The organism is Polaribacter sejongensis, assembly GCF_038024065.1.
Lineage (GTDB): Bacteria > Bacteroidota > Bacteroidia > Flavobacteriales > Flavobacteriaceae > Polaribacter > Polaribacter sejongensis.
The window spans coordinates 1,205,611-1,226,056 of record NZ_CP150667.1 but is presented as its reverse complement, the minus strand read 5'-3'; the positions used below and the strand labels follow the sequence as shown (position 1 = coordinate 1,226,056).

At 27.7% G+C, this 20,446-nt stretch carries 19 protein-coding genes; 12 read left to right on the top strand and 7 right to left on the bottom strand.

Going from position 1 to position 20,446, the window contains the following annotated elements; translation table 11 throughout:
- Position 1: 1 nt before the first annotated feature.
- From WHD08_RS05050 to WHD08_RS05000, 11 genes are all read left to right on the top strand, one after another.
- Positions 2 to 1,150 carry a glycosyltransferase family 4 protein gene (locus tag WHD08_RS05050; RefSeq protein WP_208888993.1) on the top strand — a complete coding sequence of 383 codons (1,149 nt, stop codon included), beginning with the start codon at positions 2 to 4 and terminating at the stop codon, positions 1,148 to 1,150.
- On the top strand, positions 1,147 to 2,682 hold the full coding sequence (locus WHD08_RS05045) for a glycosyltransferase family 2 protein (protein WP_208888994.1): 1,536 nt from the start codon (positions 1,147 to 1,149) through the stop codon (positions 2,680 to 2,682). The genes WHD08_RS05050 and WHD08_RS05045 overlap by 4 nt, the downstream gene beginning before the upstream one ends.
- Positions 2,672 to 3,670, top strand: a complete 999-nt coding sequence (locus WHD08_RS05040; protein WP_208888995.1) for a glycosyltransferase family 2 protein — start codon at positions 2,672 to 2,674, stop codon at positions 3,668 to 3,670. The genes WHD08_RS05045 and WHD08_RS05040 overlap by 11 nt, the downstream gene beginning before the upstream one ends.
- Before the next feature lie 21 nt (positions 3,671 to 3,691).
- Entirely contained in the window at positions 3,692 to 4,789 is a 1,098-nt protein-coding gene (locus WHD08_RS05035; RefSeq protein ID WP_208888996.1) for a glycosyltransferase family 4 protein, read from the top strand.
- 6 nt (positions 4,790 to 4,795) lie between these two features.
- Entirely contained in the window at positions 4,796 to 5,923 is a 1,128-nt protein-coding gene (locus WHD08_RS05030) for a glycosyltransferase family 4 protein (protein WP_208888997.1), read from the top strand.
- Entirely contained in the window at positions 5,916 to 6,995 is a 1,080-nt protein-coding gene (locus tag WHD08_RS05025; RefSeq protein ID WP_340833545.1) for a glycosyltransferase, read from the top strand. The genes WHD08_RS05030 and WHD08_RS05025 overlap by 8 nt, the downstream gene beginning before the upstream one ends.
- Before the next feature lies 1 nt (position 6,996).
- The gene (locus tag WHD08_RS05020; RefSeq protein WP_340833544.1) at positions 6,997 to 8,340 is read left to right on the top strand and encodes an O-antigen ligase family protein; all 1,344 of its coding nucleotides are present in this window, start codon (positions 6,997 to 6,999) and stop codon (positions 8,338 to 8,340) included.
- On the top strand, positions 8,330 to 9,343 hold the full coding sequence (locus WHD08_RS05015) for a glycosyltransferase family 4 protein (RefSeq protein ID WP_208889001.1): 1,014 nt from the start codon (positions 8,330 to 8,332) through the stop codon (positions 9,341 to 9,343). Before WHD08_RS05020 ends, WHD08_RS05015 begins: the two co-directional genes overlap by 11 nt.
- A complete protein-coding gene (locus WHD08_RS05010) occupies positions 9,343 to 10,632 on the top strand; it encodes a phenylacetate--CoA ligase family protein (RefSeq protein ID WP_208889002.1) in 1,290 nt (429 codons plus the stop codon). Before WHD08_RS05015 ends, WHD08_RS05010 begins: the two co-directional genes overlap by 1 nt.
- Entirely contained in the window at positions 10,625 to 11,374 is a 750-nt protein-coding gene (locus WHD08_RS05005) for a glycosyltransferase family 2 protein (RefSeq protein ID WP_208889003.1), read from the top strand. The genes WHD08_RS05010 and WHD08_RS05005 overlap by 8 nt, the downstream gene beginning before the upstream one ends.
- 192 nt (positions 11,375 to 11,566) lie before the next feature.
- Positions 11,567 to 12,958 (top strand): exopolysaccharide biosynthesis polyprenyl glycosylphosphotransferase, encoded by a 1,392-nt coding sequence (locus WHD08_RS05000; protein ID WP_340833543.1) that lies wholly within the window; start codon positions 11,567 to 11,569, stop codon positions 12,956 to 12,958.
- Here WHD08_RS05000 and WHD08_RS04995 read toward each other — a convergent pair.
- From WHD08_RS04995 to WHD08_RS04985, 3 genes are all read right to left on the bottom strand, one after another.
- Positions 12,945 to 14,120 carry a DUF4105 domain-containing protein gene (locus tag WHD08_RS04995; RefSeq protein ID WP_208889005.1) on the bottom strand — a complete coding sequence of 392 codons (1,176 nt, stop codon included), beginning with the start codon at positions 14,118 to 14,120 and terminating at the stop codon, positions 12,945 to 12,947. The genes WHD08_RS05000 and WHD08_RS04995 overlap by 14 nt on opposite strands.
- A gap of 5 nt (positions 14,121 to 14,125) precedes the next feature.
- The gene (locus WHD08_RS04990; RefSeq protein ID WP_208889006.1) at positions 14,126 to 15,196 is read right to left on the bottom strand and encodes a PorV/PorQ family protein; all 1,071 of its coding nucleotides are present in this window, start codon (positions 15,194 to 15,196) and stop codon (positions 14,126 to 14,128) included.
- Between the two features lie 70 nt (positions 15,197 to 15,266).
- Positions 15,267 to 16,250: a YheT family hydrolase gene (locus WHD08_RS04985; protein WP_208889007.1), complete on the bottom strand. Its 984-nt coding sequence runs from the start codon at positions 16,248 to 16,250 to the stop codon at positions 15,267 to 15,269.
- 179 nt (positions 16,251 to 16,429) lie between these two features.
- Between WHD08_RS04985 and WHD08_RS04980 the strand changes: the two genes are divergently transcribed.
- On the top strand, positions 16,430 to 17,155 hold the full coding sequence (locus tag WHD08_RS04980; RefSeq protein WP_208889008.1) for a CDP-alcohol phosphatidyltransferase family protein: 726 nt from the start codon (positions 16,430 to 16,432) through the stop codon (positions 17,153 to 17,155).
- A gap of 294 nt (positions 17,156 to 17,449) precedes the next feature.
- Here WHD08_RS04980 and lptB read toward each other — a convergent pair whose 3' ends face one another.
- The 4 genes from lptB to WHD08_RS04960 all read right to left on the bottom strand — a co-directional run bounded on the left by lptB (position 17,450) and on the right by WHD08_RS04960 (position 20,441).
- The gene (gene lptB / locus WHD08_RS04975) at positions 17,450 to 18,187 is read right to left on the bottom strand and encodes an LPS export ABC transporter ATP-binding protein (RefSeq protein WP_208889009.1); all 738 of its coding nucleotides are present in this window, start codon (positions 18,185 to 18,187) and stop codon (positions 17,450 to 17,452) included.
- A gap of 136 nt (positions 18,188 to 18,323) precedes the next feature.
- Positions 18,324 to 18,671 carry a carboxymuconolactone decarboxylase family protein gene (locus WHD08_RS04970; RefSeq protein ID WP_165730548.1) on the bottom strand — a complete coding sequence of 116 codons (348 nt, stop codon included), beginning with the start codon at positions 18,669 to 18,671 and terminating at the stop codon, positions 18,324 to 18,326.
- A complete protein-coding gene (tatC, locus tag WHD08_RS04965; RefSeq protein WP_165730549.1) occupies positions 18,646 to 19,473 on the bottom strand; it encodes a twin-arginine translocase subunit TatC in 828 nt (275 codons plus the stop codon). Before tatC ends, WHD08_RS04970 begins: the two co-directional genes overlap by 26 nt.
- Positions 19,473 to 20,441 (bottom strand): KpsF/GutQ family sugar-phosphate isomerase, encoded by a 969-nt coding sequence (locus WHD08_RS04960; RefSeq protein ID WP_208889010.1) that lies wholly within the window; start codon positions 20,439 to 20,441, stop codon positions 19,473 to 19,475. Before WHD08_RS04960 ends, tatC begins: the two co-directional genes overlap by 1 nt.
- Between the last annotated feature and the right edge of the window lie 5 nt (positions 20,442 to 20,446).

Below are 20,446 nucleotides of genomic sequence, written 5' to 3'. Positions count from 1 at the left end.
TATGAATGTAGCTTTTTTAACACCAGAATATCCACATGAAAAAACAAATCATTCTGCAGGTATTGGTTCTAGTATAAAAAATTTGGTGCAAGCATTGGTGAAAAAGCAACATCAAATTACTGTATTTGTATATGGTCAAAAAAAGGATGAAATTTTTAAAGACAATGGAGTTCGTGTTCATTTAATAAAAAATAAAGATTATGCTTATGGTAAATGGTATTTCTATCGTAAACATATTCAAATATATATAAACAAAGTAATTGAAACAGAGAATATTCAAATAATTGAAGCGCCAGATTGGACAGGAATTACAGCTTTTATGAATTTTAAGATTCCTTTAGTTATTAGACTTCATGGAAGTGATACTTATTTTTGTTATTTAGAGAAGCGTAAACAGAAAATTAAAAATTTTTGGTTCGAAAAATTAGCAATTTCAAAAGCTACGGCATACATTGCTCCAACAGACTATGCCGGAAAATTAACTAAAGAATTGTTTAATATTAAAACTAAGGAAATAAAAACCATTCATAACGGTGTTGCCTTAGATCGTTTTGATAAATATCCAACCGATCAATATGATGATGGTCTTGTACTGTATTTTGGAACTTTAATTCGTAAAAAAGGGGTATTAGAATTACCTGTAATTATGGATAGAGTTATAAAACAATACCCTAAAGCACATTTACTTTTAATAGGAGATGATGCTTCAGATATTAGTACAAATTCACCTTCAACTTGGACCTTAATAGAAGAACAGATAAAGAGTTATTCATTGGAATTAAAAGTAAGTTATTTAGGTAAAGTTCCATACGAATCGATGGAAAAATACATAAAAAAAGCACATGTTTGTGTCTTTCCAACTTATGCAGAAACCTTGGGTATGGTTACTATAGAATCTATGGCGATGCAAAAAGCAGTAATAAATAGTAATATTGGTTGGTCTCAAGAATTAATTAAAGATGGTGAAAGTGGTTTTTTAGTACACCCTTCAAATCATAGCGAATATGCATCAAAAATAGTAGAAGTATTAAAGGATAATGAGCTAAGAAAAACGATAGGTGTAAAAGCAAGGGAACGTGTGGAGCAAGTATTTGATATTAATAAAAAAGTGGTAGAGAATATTGCTTTTTTTAAAACTATAATTAAATGATTATAATATATCATAAAAATAATAAAGTAACAGAAATTGTTGCTGATAAATTTAAGATTATTTCATTTAATTCAAATGAATCTATTGCTGCTATTTTATTAGATGTAGCTACTAAATATCCTGAGAAATCAATTTTTTGGTGTTATAAGGAATTTAAAGAATACTTAAATATAACTGATTACAACCTGTATTTTCATCATCATAGAATGATGCTTTCTTACAATCCTTCTTCCTTTAATTTTTTACCAGATAGTATTGGTTATGTAGAACAATCTTCCTCTATAAATGTTAATAAAACCGTTAGGTTTCCAACTTGGCAAATGAGTAGTGCTGTTGGTGTAATTCATGCATCTGTAATATTAAAAAAAATTATAAAACCTAATAAAGATTTTGATTTATTTTTAAATTCTATGGCAAAGATAGCAATGCCTAATGGTTTATGTTGTTGTTCTGAACCAAAATTATTAAAAAAAATAAATCCGATAAATACACCTAAAGCTTCTAAAGTTGTACTTTATAAATTTGTGAAACAACATTATAAATCTGTTTGGTTATTTTTATTGTTTTTTAACGAGTTAATTTTTGATAAAAAATTTAATCTTTTACCATTAATAAATGCCTTTTTTTATAGAAGGAAAAAAAATGTAAAAATTGATTTGAGTTCTATTGAAATAAATTCTACACTTAAATTACTTAAAAATAATACTATTGATGTATTAATACCTACATTAGGACGTAAAGAGCATTTATATAATGTATTAGTAGATTTGTCTAAGCAAACGTTGCTTCCTGAAAAGGTAATTATTGTAGAACAGAATGGTGTAGAAAATTCTGTTTCAGACTTAGATTATTTAAATAATGATTGGCCATTTAAAATAGATCACACATTTATTCATCAATTAGGAGCTTGTAACGCAAGAAATATCGCTTTGTCTAAAGTAACTTCTAATTGGGTGTTTTTTGCAGATGATGATATTCGGTTTGAAAAAGATTTATTAAGGAAGTCTTTTGATTATCTTAAACAATTTGGAGTTTCTAGTTTAACAATTAGTTGTTTGCAAAATGGGGAAATAGAAAAGAATAAAATACCTTTTCAATGGGGAGGTTTTGGAACAAATGCATCGCTAGTTAAAAGTACATATTTAGAAAATTGTAGTTTTAAACCAGAACATGAATTTGGTTATGGAGAAGATACAGACTTTGGTATGCAATTAAAAAATAAAGGATGTGAAATAATGTATTTACCTTATGTTAAAATGCTACATTTAAAAGCACCAATTGGCGGTTTTAGAGCTAAGTTTTCTCCAAAATGGGCAAATGATAAAATACAACCCAAACCATCTCCAACAGTTTTAGCATATAACTTAAAGCACCAAACAAGGCAACAACTTTTAGGATATAAAGTGCTATTATATCTTAAGTTTTATAAATATCAACAAATTAAAAACCCTTTATTATATATAAAATCCATGAATAAAAGATGGAAGAAAAGTATGCATTGGGCAAATAAAATGCTAATTCATGAAGTTTAGTTTAATTATTTGTACTTATATGAGACCAACAGCTTTGTTAAACCTGTTGAAAACAGTTGCTATACAAAGTTTATACCCTGATGAGATTTTAATTATAGATGGTTCTACAAATGATTTAACAAAAGAAATTCTTGAATTAAATAAGTTTCAAAATTTAACCTATTTTAAAGTTTCAGATAAAGAACGAGGGTTAACCAAACAACGTAACTTTGGAATAGAAAGAGTTAGTGAAACTATGGATATCGTTTGTTTTTTAGATGATGATACTATTTTAGATATCGATTATTTTAAAAATTTAAAAAATGTTTTTAATTCTGATAATGATATTACAGGAGTAGGAGGTATTGCAACCAATGAAAATAACTGGAAAAAAAATACAACAGATTATTATCATCCAAAAAAGTATATTTGTATTGACGGTTTTCATGTTAAATTAGGTCAACGACATGTGCTTAGAAATTACTTAAGATTAGGAAGTGACCAATTACCAGGAATTATGCCTGAGTTTTCTAATGGAATTTCTTGTGGATATCCTTTAACAGGTAAAAACTATCAAGTAGATTTGTTAATAGGTATGTCTATGTCTTTTAGAAAAAAAGTAGTAAATACTATAAATTTTTCTACTTATTTTGAAGGGTATGGTTTGTATGAAGATGCAGATTTTTCATTAAGAGCTTTAAAATTCGGAAAAAATGTATTGGCAACTACGGTGCTTTTAGAACACCACCATGACTCAGCCGGTAGACCTAATAAATTTAAGTATGGTAAAATGGTGACTAGAAATGGTTGGTATGTTTGGCGTGTAAAATATCTGAATCCTACTTTTAAAGCACGTTTTAAATGGAATACTATTGCTATTGTATTAATGATGTTAAGATTTGTAAATGTAATTACAACCCATAAAAAAAAGGAAGCTTTTACAGAAGCCATAGGTAGGTTTGTTGGTTTATTATCATTGATTTTTAATAAACCAACGATAAAACAATAAAGTTTTATAAATAAGAATTTAATGAAGAATCATAAAACCGTAATTATAACAAGTTCACCACAAATTACTTCAGCCACAACATATTTTAATGAGTTGGGGAGAACTTTTATGGAGATGGGCTTTAAAGTCGTTATTATTTTTGATAAAAATAAAATTAGGGATGATGATTCTAATGGATTGATTTATAAAACATGGCCATCTAAAAGACCTACAAAATTAGCAGATTTATTGTTTTTAAGAGAGGTAATAAAAGAAGAGAAACCAATTTATATCATTAGTACATTTGGAGCTGTTAATATTTCAATGATTGGGGGATTTTTATTTGGAATTAAAAATAGAATAGCTTGGTATAGAACTACTTCAACTCAATTAAAGGTAGACTCTCAAAGACATTGGTTTAAAGAGAAAATATTAAAAACACGTAAGTCTTTATTGTTAAATCTATTTGCTACGGAAATTCATACAAATTCAGAAAAGACAGCTGAAGATTTAAAAGAATATTTATCTATAAAAAATAAACATATAAAAATTATTTACTTTCTCTTAAAAGATTTTACTTTAAATTTTAATGTCAAAAAAGAAGAAATAGTTTCATTTGTAGGAAGATTTAATCCTTCTAAAGGACAAGAAGTTTTAATTAATGCAATACCCACTATTCTAGAGAAACATCCGAATTATATATTCTATTTTGTTGGAGATGGTATTACGAGATCAGAGCAAATAGTTTTATCTAAAAAATTAAATGTTTACAATTCTTGCGTTTTTACAGGGAGTATATCTCAAAAAGGAGTTTATGAAATTTTAGCTAAATCTAAATTACACGTTTCTGCAAGTGAAGATGAAGCTTTCGGGATGGTTAATTTAGAGGCAATCGCTTTTAATACCCCTATATTAGCACATAAAGTGGGTGGAATACCAGAAATTTTGGATGAAAAAATTAATGGATACTTTTTTGACTTTAAAAGCTCTGAAAACTTAAGTTATCGGATAAATAAAGTATTAGATAATGAGACGTTGTATTTAAAGTTACAAGAAGGAGCTAGAAGTGTTTTTGAAAATAAATTTTTATTAAATACTTCGAATTTAAAAAAGAGAGTAGAATTGATTCTAAAAAAATAAGGTTTTATGAAGTTTGCAATCATCACACATGCTGTCCATAAAATAAAAGATGGACAAATTTATTCATATGAACCTTATGTGCGTGAAATGAATTTGTGGGCAAAGTACGTAGATGAAATAATTATTTTAGCACCTATATCTAATGAAGAGATTACAGATATTGAAACTTCATATTGTCATTCCAATATAAAAGTAGTTGCAATTCCTAATTTTGATATTACTTCCATTAAAAATTTGTTGAAATCGTTATTGGTGATTCCTCAAATATGTGGGTTGATTTATAAGGTTATGAAACAAGTAGATCATATTCATCTTAGATGTCCAGGAAATATTGGTTTGTTAGGGAGTTTGGTTCAAATTTTATTTCCGTCAAAACCTAAAACGGCTAAATATGCAGGGAATTGGGACCCAAATAGTCAGCAACCGATTACCTATAAATTTCAAAAATGGTTATTAGGAAGTCCTTTTTTAACAAAAAACATGAAAGTATTGGTGTATGGAGATTGGCCAAATCAGACTAAAAATATTGTCCCGTTTTTTACAGCAAGCTATCATCAATCAGAAATTGAAGAAATACCCGTAAAAACGTTTGAGAAAAAAATTAAATTAGTTTTTGTGGGTGGATTCACAGAAGGAAAACAACCTTTATTAAGTGTACAATCTGCTCATGAACTGATTAAAAAAGGCTATGATATTTCTTTAGATTTGTATGGTGGTGGTGTAAAAAGAGAAGAAATAGAAAATTATATTGAATTACATAAATTAGATAATCATATAATTTTGCATGGAAATGTAAATAAAGATGAGGTTAAAAAAGCGTTTATAGATGCTCATTTTCTTATTTTTATTTCAAAATCTGAAGGTTGGCCAAAAGTAGTTGCGGAAGCCATGTTTTGGGGATGTTTACCTATTTCTACAGATATTTCTTGTGTTCAAGATATGCTAGGGAACAATAGCAGAGGCAGTCTCTTAAAACCGGATGCAAATGCGGATACTATTGCTACAGAAATAAAAAGTTATTTAGCTGATGAGAACAAGTATCTAGAAAAAGTTGTGGAGGCTAAAAAATGGTCTCAAAAGTATACTTTAGAGACTTTTGAAGGAGCCGTAAAAGAATTATTAAAGAATGAATAAAGAATTAGGAGTTATACAGGTCATAGATTCTTTAGATGCTGGTGGAGCAGAAGTACTAGCTGTTAATATTGCAAATGCACTTTGTGAGGAAGGTATTAATTCGCATATATGTGCAACTAGGAAAGAAGGGATTTTAAAAAGTAACTTAAATGAAAATGTAAGTTTTTTATTTTTAAACAGAAAAAAAAGTATTGAGTTATCTTCAATTCTTAGATTTAAGAAGTATTTAAAAAATAATAATATTAGTATTATTCATGCGCATACTACGTCTTCTTTTTTTGCTTTTTGCATCAAGTTTTTGTACCCAAATGTGAAAATTATTTGGCACAATCACACGGGAAGTTACGTTAACCTAAGTGGATTTAAATTTTATGTGATTAAATTTGTTAGCTTTTTTTTTGATGGAATTATCAATGTAAATGATGAGCTTAATACTTGGTCTATTAAAAAATTAAAACACAAAGTGTCAATTAAACTAGATAATTTTCCACAATTTATAAATAAAAACAAAAGAACTAAATTATACGGAAAAAATAATAAAAGAATTGTAATTTTGGCTTCTTTAAAAGAAGTTAAAAATCATTTAAATCTTTTAGAATCATTTAAGAAAATTCATGTTAAATATTCAGATTGGACTTTACATTTTATAGGGAAAGATTTTAATGATAATTATTCAAAAAAAATTAAACAATTTATTCTAGAAAATAAATTAGACAAATCAGTTTTTTTATATGGCATCTGTTTGGATATAGAATTTATACTTAAACAAGCTACAATTGGTGTATTGTCATCTAAATCAGAAGGTCTACCAGTTTCATTATTAGAGTATGGATTGGCTAAATTACCTGTAGTTGTAACTGACGTAGGTGAATGTAGTAAAGTTGTAGAAAATGGACAATCTGGTTTAGTTGTAGAAAAAGAAAATAGTATTGCATTTGCTACAGCATTAGAAATGTATATTTCAGATAAAGATAAAAGAGAATCCTTTGGAGAAATGCACTATAAAAATGTACAAAAAAAATATTCTCAAGAACATTTTATCAGTCAATTAATAAAATTATACACTTCTTAATTTGGTTCAATATATATTAAATAATAAATTAAAATTAATAGGTATTCATATTCTTATCGGTTTTTTAGGAACACTTCCTGTTTTTCCGAAAGTCTATGGGGTGGTATGTTTAGTACTTCCTATCTTATTAATTTATAGTTCTAAAAATAGAAATGAAGAAGCATTTTTATTTGCTTCGTATTTGGTGGGGGGTGAAATATTTCTAAGAATGATTGGTGGAACTATTCTCTATGAAACAGGTAAATATGGTGTAGCACTATTTTTATTATTGGGCATATTTTTGGGACCTTTTAAGCAAAAGTTTTCTGTTCATTTTATATTTTATATTTTACTTTTATTATTAGGTATTGTTTTTACACAAGTGCCAGAAGGGGAGTCTTTACGTAAAAATATTGTATTTAATTTAAGCGGTCCTATTGTATTAGGTATTTGTGCACTTTATTTTTATTACAGACACATACCTAAACAAGTATTAATGAATGCCCTATTCTTTATGTTATTGCCTTTGTTCTCTATGATTACCTATTTATATTTTAGAACACCAGATTTAAAAGAAATTGTTTTTGGAGGTGCAGCAAATTTTGAAGCTTCTGGAGGTTTTGGACCTAATCAAGTAGCAACAGCCATTGGTTTAGGTATTGTAATTTTAGTAGTTTTTTTGTTATTAAAAGAAAAATTAACGGGCTATATCTTTTTAGATGCTTTCTTTTTAATTTACTTTATTTATAGAGGATTATTAACTTTTTCTAGAGGAGGAATTCTTACAGCTGTGATTGCACTACTTCTTTTTTCATTTTATTTCATTTTATATAAAAAAATAAGTTTTCAAATTCTTTTTAAGTATCTATTAATTATTGGTTTTTTTATTATTTCTATTTGGATGTATACTTCTAATGTAACGGGAGGCATGATAGACAATAGATATGCTAATAAAAATGCAAGAGGAATAGAAAAGAAAGATATCTCTACAGGTAGGATAGATATTTTGGTATCCCAGTTTACTAGTTTTTATGAACACCCTTTAGGAATTGGTGTTGGGAATGGTAAGTATGAAAGAATGAAATCTAATGAAAGAGTTACTGCAGCATCTCATAATGAAGTGGGGAGATTGATAGAAGAACATGGAATTATTGGTTTTGTTTTGTTATTATTGTTATTACTAGTACCATTGCTTAATTTTTTTCAAGCAAATAATTTTCAAAAAGCATTTATAATTATGTTTTATATGATGTGGTTTTTAACAATTAACCACTCTGCAATGCGAGTTGCTTTGCCAGGTTTTATGTATGCTTTAAGTTTGATAAGAATTACAAATATTGAAAATGAGTTAATTGATGAGGAATAAGAAGATTCTTTATATAGGTAATAATTTAACTAAAAAGACTAAATATAACTCCACATTAATGGTTTTATCTAGTTTATTAAGACAGGAAGGTTTTTCTTTAACAGTTTCATCAGATAAAACAAATAAAATATTGAGATTACTGGATATGTGTTTTTCTTTATTGAAAAATAGAAATAAGGTAGATTATGTTTTAATTGATACCTTTAGTACAGTTAACTTCTATTATGCATTGATTATTTCTCAATTATCAAGGGTTTTTAGATTAAAATATATCCCTATTTTACATGGAGGTGATTTACCGCATAGGTTAGATAAAAATCCTTTTTTTAGTGATTTGATCTTTAAAAATTCATACAAAAATATAGCTCCTTCAAATTATTTAAAATCAGCTTTTGAAGAAAAAGGATACAAAACCATGTTTATTCCGAATATTGTAGAAATTGAAAATTATAATTTTAAGTTAAGAGAATCTTTAGTACCTAAATTATTTTGGGTAAGAGCTTTTAAAGAAATTTACAACCCCACATTGGCTATAAAGGTTTTAAATGTATTAAAAAAAGAATATCCAAATGCAAAACTTTGCATGGTAGGGCCTTTTGTAGACTATAGTTATGATGACTGTGTAAAATTGGTATCAGAATTGAAATTAGAAAATTCTGTAGAATTTACAGGAGTTCTTTTAAAAGAAAATTGGCATAAAAAATCTGAAGAATTTGATATTTTTATCAATACAACCAACTTTGACAATACACCAGTAAGTGTAATGGAAGCAATGGCTTTAGGATTGCCTGTAGTGAGTACGAATGTTGGTGGAATTCCTTTTTTAATAGATGATAAAATTGATGGATTATTAGTTTCTAAATCGAATGCAAAGGAAATGGCAAATGCTATTATTACTATTCTTGATAATACATATCCAAATTTAGCGATTAAAGCGAGAAAAAAGGTAACAAATTTTAGTTGGGAGAACAATAAAGAAAAATGGTTTCAAATTCTTAAATAATGATTCGAAAATTCATTTATAATTTAGGAGAAAAAATTAGAAACCCATCTCTTAAAAAACAATATAACTTTTTAAAAGAATCTGAAAAATGGTCGTTAGAGAAGTTAGAAAGGTATCAATTAAAAAAACTGAAAGAACTTTTAATAATTGCATATGAAAATTCAGAATTTTATAGACAAAAATTTGATGAACAACAATTAGATGTTAATGACGTAAAAAGTTTAGAAGATTTAAAATATTTTCCTATTATCAACAAAAAAGATTTAATAACATTTACTTCTAAGATTCATACAAATTTAAATTTTAAGAAAACATTTTTAGCAAGTACTTCAGGTACTTCAGGAGAGTCATTAAAATTTATTAGAGAAGAAAATGCAGATTCATTTAATAGAGCAGCCATACAAAGAGGCTATTCTTGGTATAATTTAAACCCTTGGGATAAAAATGGTTATTTTTGGGGCTTTAGTTTCTCTTTTATTAGCAAGCAAAAAAATAAAATTTTAGACTTTTTGCAAAATAGGTACCGGATATTTAGTTATGAAGAAACAGCGTTAAAGAAATTTATAAAAAAATCTCATAAAGCTAAATATATTCATGGATATTCTTCTATGATCTATCAAACAGCTGTATTAATAAATAAACTGAATTTACCAAAACCTTTACATCTTAAAATGATCAAAGGTACTTCAGAAAAAATATTTGAAAGTTATCATTCTGAGATTAAGAAAGCTTTTGGACTTGATATAATTAATGAATATGGAGCTACAGAATCGGGTATTATTGCCTATGAATGCAAAGAGGGAAATATGCATTTAAACATGGAGGGGGTTTTAGTAGAGGAGGTTGATAGTGAGATTATTATAACCAATTTACAATTGCAATCATTTCCAATAATTAGATATCAATTGGGAGATTATATTTCTTTAGCACCAAGAGATAAAAAGTGTGCTTGCGGTATGAATCATTTAATTTTAGAGGAAGTCACCGGGAGAATAGGAGAAAATGTGTATGGTATGCATAATACATATCCTAGTCTGTATTTTTATTATATTTTTAAGAACTTATCTAAAAGAGAGCATCTTAATTTAAATTATCAGGTGATTCAGAACGAAAAAGGGAAGTTAATATTTTTGTTACAAGATAAAATTGATAATATTCAAAAAATAAAATTAGTCAATGAGATTGAAAAATATTTTAAAAAAGATGTTAATTTTGAAATTATACAAGAAATCAACTTTAGTTCTTCTAAAGGAAAATTAAAAAACTTTATTTCTAAAATAAATGAATAATTTAATTTCTATTATTACTCCTAATTTTAATTCTGAGAAATTTATTACACAAACAATTGAAAGTGTCATTAATCAATCCTATGAAAATTGGGAAATGATTATTGTTGATGATCTTTCTACTGATGATAGTATTAATATTATTAATTCTTTTTGTAAAAGTGATGCTAGAATTAAATTACATAAATTAAAAGACAATTGCGGAGCTGCAGTTGCTAGAAACAAAGCAATTTCTTTAGCAAATGGAAATTTTATAGCTTTTTTAGATAGTGATGATATATGGTTGCCAAAAAAACTAGAGCATCAATTAAACTTTATGTTGTTAAATAATTATTTATTAAGTTATACTTCATATGAAATAATTAATGAGCAAGGTGAAAAAACAACTAAAATTATTAAGAGTAAAGTTAAAGTAGATTATAAGAGAATGTTGTACTCTAATGAAATTGGATGTTTAACAGCTATGTATAATCAAGATATATTAGGGAAATTTTATATGCCTAATATTAGAAAAAGACAAGATTATGGCTTGTGGTTAAAGATTTTAAAAGTTGAAAAATATGCCTTTGGTATGCCAGAAATCCTTGCTCAATATAGAGATCGTAGTCAGTCAATTTCTAATAATAAAGTAGAAATGCTTAAATGGAATTGGAATTTGTACAAAAATATTGAAAAGTTGTCCTACCTCAAATCTAGTTACTATACAGTATGTAATATCTTTAATAAATTGCTTAAATTAATATAAAAGCCATAATATTTTTAACTGTTTTTGTAGTATTTAAGTTGGAATAGTTAAAAAAAAACCATCAATTTTTATCAATAATTTTAAATTACTTTCTTATTAATTAATATTCTTTTTATAAGTTTGCAGTGTTCCCTCATTAAGTTTTATTATTTTTTAATTATATATAATTGAATTAGTTTACGTTAAACAAAATTGACCCCTTTGACAGAAAAAATATCATACTTTAATGTATCGGAAAGAAAGCTTTTTTTAAGAATAATAGATGTTGTAATCCTTATCTCTAGTTTATATTTAGCATCATTATTTATTAATTTTACTTATATCAACTTTTCAAATAGTATCGTTCTAACTAAAATAATACTATTAGTATTTTATTTTTTAATTTTTGGTCAAATTTTTCAACTATATGGTTTAGGAGTTTCAAATAATAAATATTTAACAGTAAGATCATTGGTATTAACTGTATTTGTAACTACTATTCTCTATATTTTTACTCCTTATTTTTCACCAGTATTACCTTCTAATAGATTGCAGATAATTTATTTTTTCTTGCTTTCTTTTATTCCTGTTTTGTTATGGAGATTCATCTATATATCTTTAATATTTTCTCCAAAGTATTTTAAATCCATTGTTTTTATAGGTAATTCAGAAAGAATTAAAAAATTATTAACTCAAGTAAGTAATGATTCTTTTCATCATGTGCATGCTTATTTGTCAGATAAAAAGGTAGAAGGGATTGATAGTTATATAGATATTTCTAAAACCACCGTATCCTCAATTTTGGAAAATAATGTGATTTCAGAGGTTATTGTATCTAAAAGAGATCTTTGTGACGAAGTAGTGAATCGTCTAAACAAAGAGCTTATTTTGTTATTTGAGAAAGGTGTAAATATTGTGAGTTATGAAACTTTTTATGAAGATGTAAATGTTAGAATTCCTAGAGAATATTTAGATCATAATTTTTATAGGCACATCAATTTCAGTAAGAATAATTCTAATAATTTTTATCTTTTTGGTTTAAGAATTGTAGATATATTACTTTCATTAGTAGGATCCATAGGTTTTTTATGTGTTATTCCATTAATTTTTATTGGTAACATTATCGCAAACAGAGGTCCTTTATTTTACACACAATTAAGAGTCGGGAAAAATGGTAAGCCTTTTAGAATTTTTAAGTTGAGGTCTATGGTTAGAGATGCTGAAAAAGGTGGAGCTGTTTGGGCTAAAAAAAATGATATTAGAATTACTACTTTCGGAAAGTTTTTAAGGCGAACTAGGCTAGATGAAATGCCTCAGTTTTTTAATATTATAAAAGGGGATATGAGTTTAATTGGTCCTAGACCAGAAAGACCAGAGTTTGTAAAAGATTTAGAAGATAAGATACCATTTTATGCAATTAGGCATGTTGTTAGACCTGGTTTAACAGGTTGGGCTCAAGTAAATTATCCGTATGCAAATACTATAGAAGAGCAAGAAACTAAATTGCGCTATGATTTGTATTATATTAAAGAGCGTAGTGCTTTTTTAGATTTCAAGATTTTTATAAAGACATTTACTACGGTCTTATACTTTAAAGGTCAATAATTCTTTTTGATAAATAGTAGTACCTTACTGCAAGGAGCATTAATAGAGGGATTATAAGTACAGGGAACACCTGAATTTCTACAATCCATAGAACAGGGATTATTGCTAGAAATAATAGTAATAATTGCATATATCTTTTCAACCATTTTGGTTGATGAGTTTTCAATAATAGAAAAGCAATTACTACATTAGGAGCAAATGCCCACAATAAGTTAAAGTTATTTGGAGCTGTGGAGTGTGTTGAGAAAAACCAAAGAAAAAACAATGCACAACCGATAAGACCTGTTACAAAGAATAAGGTAAAATCTAAAGATTTGGTTCTTTTATTGTTTTTAAAGTCTTTATATGTAATGTAAATACCTAATAGAGCTATAAGACTAAAGATTAAAAAAGGATTAAAAATAGAAATCTTAGCTTCTTTTTCTTTAAAATTTAGAAGTACAATTTCATTCTTTATCAATTCTTGTGGTTGATTTTTAATAAAGACAGTAGCGCTTTTAAAAGAACTATACACATAGTCTGGTAAGTACATATATTGCTCAAAAGTAGCTTGTTCATCTAGTTTTGTACCTGCTATTAAATTTAACCCAAAAGTACCCCAAGAGTTCCAAGGAATTTCATTGTTTGTTAATTGTCTAAATGTGAGGTTTTTTTCTAGGTTGTTATCGTCAAAAATAACTTTGTCTCCTAAAATAGTTTTGGTAATATCTCTTAATTTGGTAGCACAATTATCAAAATAAGGATCGTATTGATAGTTGCTGTTTTCTGGCAAAGCATTGTTTTCTAAGAATTTAAAATAGTGTTGCTTTTCTTGCTTAGTTAAATTTAATACTTGTTCTTTTAACCAACGTTTGTCTCTTCTGTAACTAGCTATAAAGTATTTAAAATCATAGCGAGCTAAGCTATAAATCATATTTCCTTTTGCAAAGTTTGTATAAAAGTTAGGCTGATTAAAATCAAACATTCCGTAATTGTAAATTAAATCTAATTTTAAAACGGGATCTTTAATTCTAATAGCAGAATGTCCAAATGCTTCATATAATTCTTCTCCTGGTCCTGCAGTAACAATACTAACTTCTGCATATTCAGAAAGTTGTAGTTGTGCTTTTAAAGGTGAATATATGGAAAGTAAAAATAGTAAGAGAAAGTACTTTTTGTTCATAAAAATTAAGGTCTAAAAAAACTATAATCTATAGTAATTGAAAATATATTTGAATACAATGCGTTACCAACACTACCAATATTTGTTAAAGCATAATCTATTTTTATGCCATTGTATTTAAAACCAACACCAAAATTGGGTTGCATAGAAAGCGATTTCGAATTGTCGAATTCTGTGATGTATTGAAAATTACCAACACCAGCTCTTAAGAAAACTAATTCATCATAATCTAACTGAAAACCCATTGCTGGGTCTATACTTACTACATCAGAAGAAAATATATCGTTGGTTTTTGCAAAACGCATATTGGCATTTACTTCCGAAAGTAGGTTAAACATACGGCCTATTCTCCAGCTTTTAGCTACTCCTAATTGTAATTTAGGTTTGGTAATTTCTGTAGTTTCTGGTAAATCTTGATTTTCTCCAGGAATAGCGTCTTTAATCTTGTTAAATTCATCTTCATTAATCGACCAACTATTAAAAGTGGTGGTAATGTCTCTAGCCATCAAGCCAAATTTCCAAGAATTGCGTTCAAACTGAATTCCAGCATCAAAACCAAATCCGTAAGAAGAAGCAAAATCCCCAATAATTCTTCTAACAATTTTAGCATTTACACCAAATTTAACATCCTTAAAAATTAAATTTCTAGCATACGCAAAGTTAAAAGCATAATCTACTGAAGAAAAAAGTTGTATTCTATTATAATCGATGTTTCCATCACTGTCAATTAATTCTGTGGTATTTAGAATATCATCTACACCAAAACGAATTACCGAAACTCCAACTGCACTTTCTTTGTCTATTGGCATTGCAAAACTTGCATGGTTGTAATTGGCTATTCCTGCAAAGTAAGAGGCGTGCATTAGAGATCCTTGATAGTCTTCTATACCTACAAGTCCTGCCGGGTTCCAATAGATCGAGTTCACATCATTGGTTGTAGCAACAACACTTTTGCTCATTCCTAGTCCAGCAGCATCAACTCCTATAGTTAAAAATTCATTAGAGTAACTTCTAAATGCTTGTGCAGATAAAAGAAGTGGACTAAGTAGTATAAAAAATAATATTTTTTGTTTCAAAGGATGAAAATTATCTGTAACAAATATCTAAAAACATACTAAAATAACAGTAGTTTTTTAAAGATATTGTTTATAATAGATTTATCTGAATATTTTGCCTGATAAATCTTTCAATTCTAAGTTCTAACCAGTTGTTTTTAGCGTTGTAAAAAGAGGAGATAAACCCACAATGTCCCCCATAACTTGTAGTTTCAAAGAAGAAATTTTTAGAATTTTTTGCTTCATCTATAGGGAAACATTTATCGGACAAAAAAGTATCATCTTTAGAGTTGATTAGTAAAGTTGGTATTTCTATTTTTGATAAGTATGGTTTTGCACTTGCTTTTTCCCAATAATCTTCTGGACTCTCAAAACCAAAAACAGGAACTGTATATAGACTTTCTAAATGTTTAAATCGGGTAGCTTTTGCTAGTTGATCTTTATCTAAATTAAATTCAGGAAACTTTGCAGCCTTATCTAAAATTTTAGTCTTCATGGTTTTTAAAAAACGCTCTAGATAGATTTTGTTCTTTAATTTCTCTAATTCATATTCTCCCGAAGCAATATCAATAGGAACAGAAATTGCAATTCCGCCCTTTATTTTAGGTGATATATTTTCTGATTGCTCTCCTATATATTTTAAGGTTAAATTACCTCCTAAACTAAAACCAACTAGTATAATATTGTCATAATTATAATTTTCTATAAGATGTTTTACAACAAAATCTACATCTTCTGTTTTTCCACTGTGATATGTGCCTAAAAGCAAATTATCATCGCCAGAACAACCTCTTAAATTAAAACACACAGTATCTAACCCTTTTTGGTTTAAGTGTTTCGTTGTAGATACGATGTATTTAGATTGAGAACTTCCTTCTAAGCCATGAATTAATAAAACTAAGGTTTTAGAACCAACTAGAGAAAAGTCTAAATCAATAAAATCTTTATCCCATGTAGAAATTCTTTTTCTTTTATAGTTACAGGATTCTTTTGAGAAAACAGATCTATAAATAGTATTTAAATGACCACTTTTAAAAAGGAAAGTAGGAGTGAAGTCGGAGGTTAATACAGGCATTTTTTCTGTTTGTAAAGTTTAAAATCAAAAATAATGAGATGTTACAAGCGTTCATTTTGATTTTATTGGTGAATTCGTGGCAAGTTCTTAAATATTAGTACAAATATTGGAAAATTTTAAGGATTATGAAAACCAATAAAATCGATTTTCTTATTTTAGCCTATAAATAAAACCTTAAAATGAATTTAAAAAAACACATTCCTAATTTAATAACGCTTGGTAATCTTTTTTGTGGAACAATTGCAACAATTTTTGCTGTTGAAGGAGATTTTGTTTTTGCTGGTTTATTTGTTCTTTTAGGTATTCTATTTGACTTTTTTGATGGTTTTGCCGCTCGATTGTTAAATGTTTCTGGTGAGTTAGGTAAACAACTAGATTCTTTGGCAGATATGGTTACAAGTGGTGTTGTACCCGGAATTATTGTTTACAAACTATTAGTAGAAAACACTTCTGGTTTATATGATTTTAACGAATTCAATTATTTGCCTTTTGTAGGTTTACTTTTAACTTTAGGAGCTTGTTATAGATTGGCTAAATTTAATATTGATACGAGGCAATCAGATTCCTTTATAGGTTTACCAACGCCTGCAATGAGTTTGTTTATCATTTCTTTGCCTTTAATTCAAGAATATTCTACAGTAGAATTTGCTCAAAATTTAATAGGAAATAATTATTTTTTAATTGCAATTACTTTATTATTAACATATTTAATGAATGCAGAATTGCCTTTATTCTCTTTAAAATTTAAGGAGTATTCTATTAAGAAGAATATGGTAAAGTATTTGTTTCTACTAGTTTCTTTATTGTTGATTATCTTCTTACAGTATATTTCAATTCCGTTGATTATTATATTTTACGTAGTTTTATCCGTAATTAGTAATTTTAGAAAAAAAGAAACAGTTTAAATCTGTTAGGCTTTTATTTAAGTAATTCTATCAGCAAATAAATCTTATTTAAGATCGATGAAAAATATTGTTAGCCTTACAAAAAGCGTCTGTGAAAATATAAAACAACTATTTGAAATTATATAGACAAGTTGTTAACGACATAGATTATGGTTTAAAACAAGAAATATGTCTAGTTGAGTGCAGTTGAAGCCTATTTTAGTGGTCTAATAGTTCCTGATTGATTTTCATATAAAAAAAGCCCTTTCAATTTTCAAACTGAAAGGGCTGATATGTATATTAAAAAAAAGTTGCTTAAAAAATCTTCCTCTTTTTCAATTCGAAGTCTTTACCTAAATATACTTTTCTAACCATTTCATCTGCTGCCAATTCTTCTGGAGTTCCACTTTTTAGAATACTTCCTTGGTACATTAAATAGGTTTTATCTGTAATCGCTAAAGTTGCTTGTACATCATGATCTGTAATTAAAATACCGATGTTTCTATCTTTTAAATGAGCCACAATGCTTTGTATGTCTTCTACAGCAATAGGGTCTACACCAGCAAATGGTTCATCTAATAGAATAAATTTTGGATCGGAAGCTAAGCAACGTGCAATTTCTGTTCTACGTCTTTCTCCACCAGATAATAAGTCTCCTCTGTTTTTACGAACATGACCAATATTAAACTCTTCAATTAAAGACTCTAATTTTTCTTTTTGTGCTGTTTTTGATAAATCTGTAAATTGTAAAACAGACATAATATTTTCTTCAACAGACAATTTTCTAAAAATAGAAGCTTCTTGTGCTAGATAACCAATCCCTTTTTGAGCACGTTTGTACATGGCATCTTCAGTAATTTCTTCATCATTTAAGAAAATTTTACCCGAATTTGGTTTTATCATCCCAACAATCATATAGAAAGAAGTTGTTTTTCCGGCTCCATTAGGACCTAAAAGTCCGATAATTTCACCTTGTTTTACCTCTAAAGAAATTCCGGTAACAACTTTTCTACTTCCGTAGATTTTCTCTATGTTTTCTGCTCTTAAAATCATATTTCTTTACAATGTATTATTGTGTAAACGTTTAATTGTGTAAATGTTGTTGTTTGTAAAAGTAATAATTGTAAAGTATTAAAACCTTAATATAATTATAAAGATTTAACAATTACACGTTTAAACAATTCAACAATTAAACCTTTTCATGAAGCATTTCCCAATACTCAACAGCTCTTCTTAAATGCGGAATAACAATAGTACCACCAACCAAGGTAGCAATAGACATCGTTTCCATCATTTCTTCTTTAGTAACTCCATTTTTCATAGCGGCTTCTAAGTGATATTGTACACAATCATCACAACGTAAAACCGCAGAAGCCACTAAACCTAAAAGTTCTTTTGTTTTAACAGGTAAATGACCTTCTTTAAAAGTATTTGTGTCTAAATTGAATATTCTTTTTATTACTTTATTATCAGAATCTAAAATTTTATCGTTCATTTTCTGACGATAGTCATTAAACTCCTGTACCTTTTCGTGCATCTTTATTTTGTTTTTTTATTACTATTTTAGAAACTCTAATACTTACTTCATATAAAATAAGAATTGGAATTGCTACAATTACTTGACTAGCAACATCTGGTGGCGTAATAATAGCTGCTAAAATTAATACAACTACTAAAGCATGTTTTCTATATTTTCTTAAAAACTCTGGTGTTACCAAACCAATTTTGGTTAAAAAGTAAACTAAAACTGGTAATTCAAATAAAATTGAAACACCTAATAACATATTGGTTACTAAACCTATATGAGAGTCCATTGTAAAGTTATTCTGAATTAAATCTGTAATTTGATAATTATACAAAAAGTGTATAGAAATAGGTGCAATTACATAAAAACTAAATGCGATACCACAGAAAAATAAAAAAGAAGCTATAAAAATAAATCCTCTAGACTTATTTACTTCCTTTTTTGTTAATCCAGGTGCAACAAAACGCCAAATTTCCCATAATAAATAAGGGAAAGCCAGAATAATACCCAATATAAATGAAGACCAAATAGAATTCATTAATTGTTGGGTGGGCTTTAAACTTATTAAGTTATCTTTAAAAACAACATTACAAAAGCTACTATCCAACTTAAAAAAAGTGAAAAAATCACAAAATAGTTGATAGGTTATAAAATCGGATTTTCTGTGTGCTAATAAGAAGTTTTCATACACTTCTTTTTGAAACACAAATAATACAATTGCTATGATAAATATTGCGGCAGCACTTCTTACCAAGTGCCATCTTAATTCTTCTAAATGACCTAAAAAGGACATTTCTTTTTGTTGCTCTGCCATTAAAAAATACCTTCTTTAATTAAATCATGTAAATGTACGACACCAACATATTTGTTTTTATGATCTACAACTAACATTTGTGTAATGCTGTTTTTTTCCATTAAAGTTAATGCATCTACCGCCATTGCATCTTCTAAAATAGTTTTTGGGTTTTTACCCATTATATCTTTTGCTGTAATTTGAGAAATTTGTGTAGATTTAGAAAGCATTCTTCTAATATCTCCATCGGTAATAATACCTGTTAATTTTTCTTTATTTAAAACAGCAGTAACCCCTAATCTTTTTTCAGAAATCTCTACAATTACTTTTGCGATACTATCTGTTTCGTTAACAGCAGGAACTTGGTTTTTTTCTACCAAATCAGCTACTCTTAAATACAATCGTTTACCTAAAGCGCCTCCAGGATGGTATTTTGCAAAATCTTTACTTGTAAAACCGCGTAAATCTAGTAAACAAACAGCTAGTGCATCACCTAAAACTAATTGTGCAGTGGTACTTGTTGTTGGTGCTAAATTATTAGGACACGCTTCTTTTTCTACATAAGCATTTAATGTAAAGTCTGCATGTTCGCCTAAATAGGAGTCTACATTTCCTGTAATTGCTACTATTTTATTTCCATAATTTTTTATCAATGGAACTAAAACTTTAATTTCTGGAGTGTTACCGCTTTTAGAAAGACATATAACAACATCGTCTTGTTGTACATTTCCTAAATCTCCATGAATAGCATCTGCAGCATGCATAAAAATAGCAGGTGTTCCTGTAGAATTAAATGTAGCAACTATTTTAGCAGCAATGTTTGCGCTTTTACCAATTCCGGTTACAATAACCCTTCCATTAGAATTTAAAATAAAATTAACGGCCTCTTCAAAGTCCGCATCAATTAATTTTGCTAAATTAGCAATAGCATTACTTTCTGTTAAAATAGTTTCTCTGGCAGTATTTATAATTGTGTTTGTCTTTTTCAAATGTT

Bases quoted from the DNA above. Each gene is read 5' to 3' on its own strand.
- WHD08_RS05050 (WP_208888993.1), top strand. From the start codon at position 2: ATGAATGTAGCTTTTTTAACACCAGAATATCCACATGAAAAAACAAAT.
- WHD08_RS05045 (WP_208888994.1), top strand. From the start codon at position 1,147: ATGATTATAATATATCATAAAAATAATAAAGTAACAGAAATTGTTGCT.
- WHD08_RS05040 (WP_208888995.1), top strand. From the start codon at position 2,672: ATGAAGTTTAGTTTAATTATTTGTACTTATATGAGACCAACAGCTTTG.
- WHD08_RS05035 (WP_208888996.1), top strand. From the start codon at position 3,692: ATGAAGAATCATAAAACCGTAATTATAACAAGTTCACCACAAATTACT.
- WHD08_RS05030 (WP_208888997.1), top strand. From the start codon at position 4,796: ATGAAGTTTGCAATCATCACACATGCTGTCCATAAAATAAAAGATGGA.
- WHD08_RS05025 (WP_340833545.1), top strand. From the start codon at position 5,916: ATGAATAAAGAATTAGGAGTTATACAGGTCATAGATTCTTTAGATGCT.
- WHD08_RS05015 (WP_208889001.1), top strand. From the start codon at position 8,330: ATGAGGAATAAGAAGATTCTTTATATAGGTAATAATTTAACTAAAAAG.
- WHD08_RS05010 (WP_208889002.1), top strand. From the start codon at position 9,343: ATGATTCGAAAATTCATTTATAATTTAGGAGAAAAAATTAGAAACCCA.
- WHD08_RS05005 (WP_208889003.1), top strand. From the start codon at position 10,625: ATGAATAATTTAATTTCTATTATTACTCCTAATTTTAATTCTGAGAAA.
- WHD08_RS04995 (WP_208889005.1), bottom strand. From the start codon at position 14,120: ATGAACAAAAAGTACTTTCTCTTACTATTTTTACTTTCCATATATTCA.
- WHD08_RS04985 (WP_208889007.1), bottom strand. From the start codon at position 16,250: ATGCCTGTATTAACCTCCGACTTCACTCCTACTTTCCTTTTTAAAAGT.
- WHD08_RS04980 (WP_208889008.1), top strand. From the start codon at position 16,430: ATGAATTTAAAAAAACACATTCCTAATTTAATAACGCTTGGTAATCTT.
- lptB (WP_208889009.1), bottom strand. From the start codon at position 18,187: ATGATTTTAAGAGCAGAAAACATAGAGAAAATCTACGGAAGTAGAAAA.
- WHD08_RS04970 (WP_165730548.1), bottom strand. From the start codon at position 18,671: ATGCACGAAAAGGTACAGGAGTTTAATGACTATCGTCAGAAAATGAAC.
- tatC (WP_165730549.1), bottom strand. From the start codon at position 19,473: ATGGCAGAGCAACAAAAAGAAATGTCCTTTTTAGGTCATTTAGAAGAA.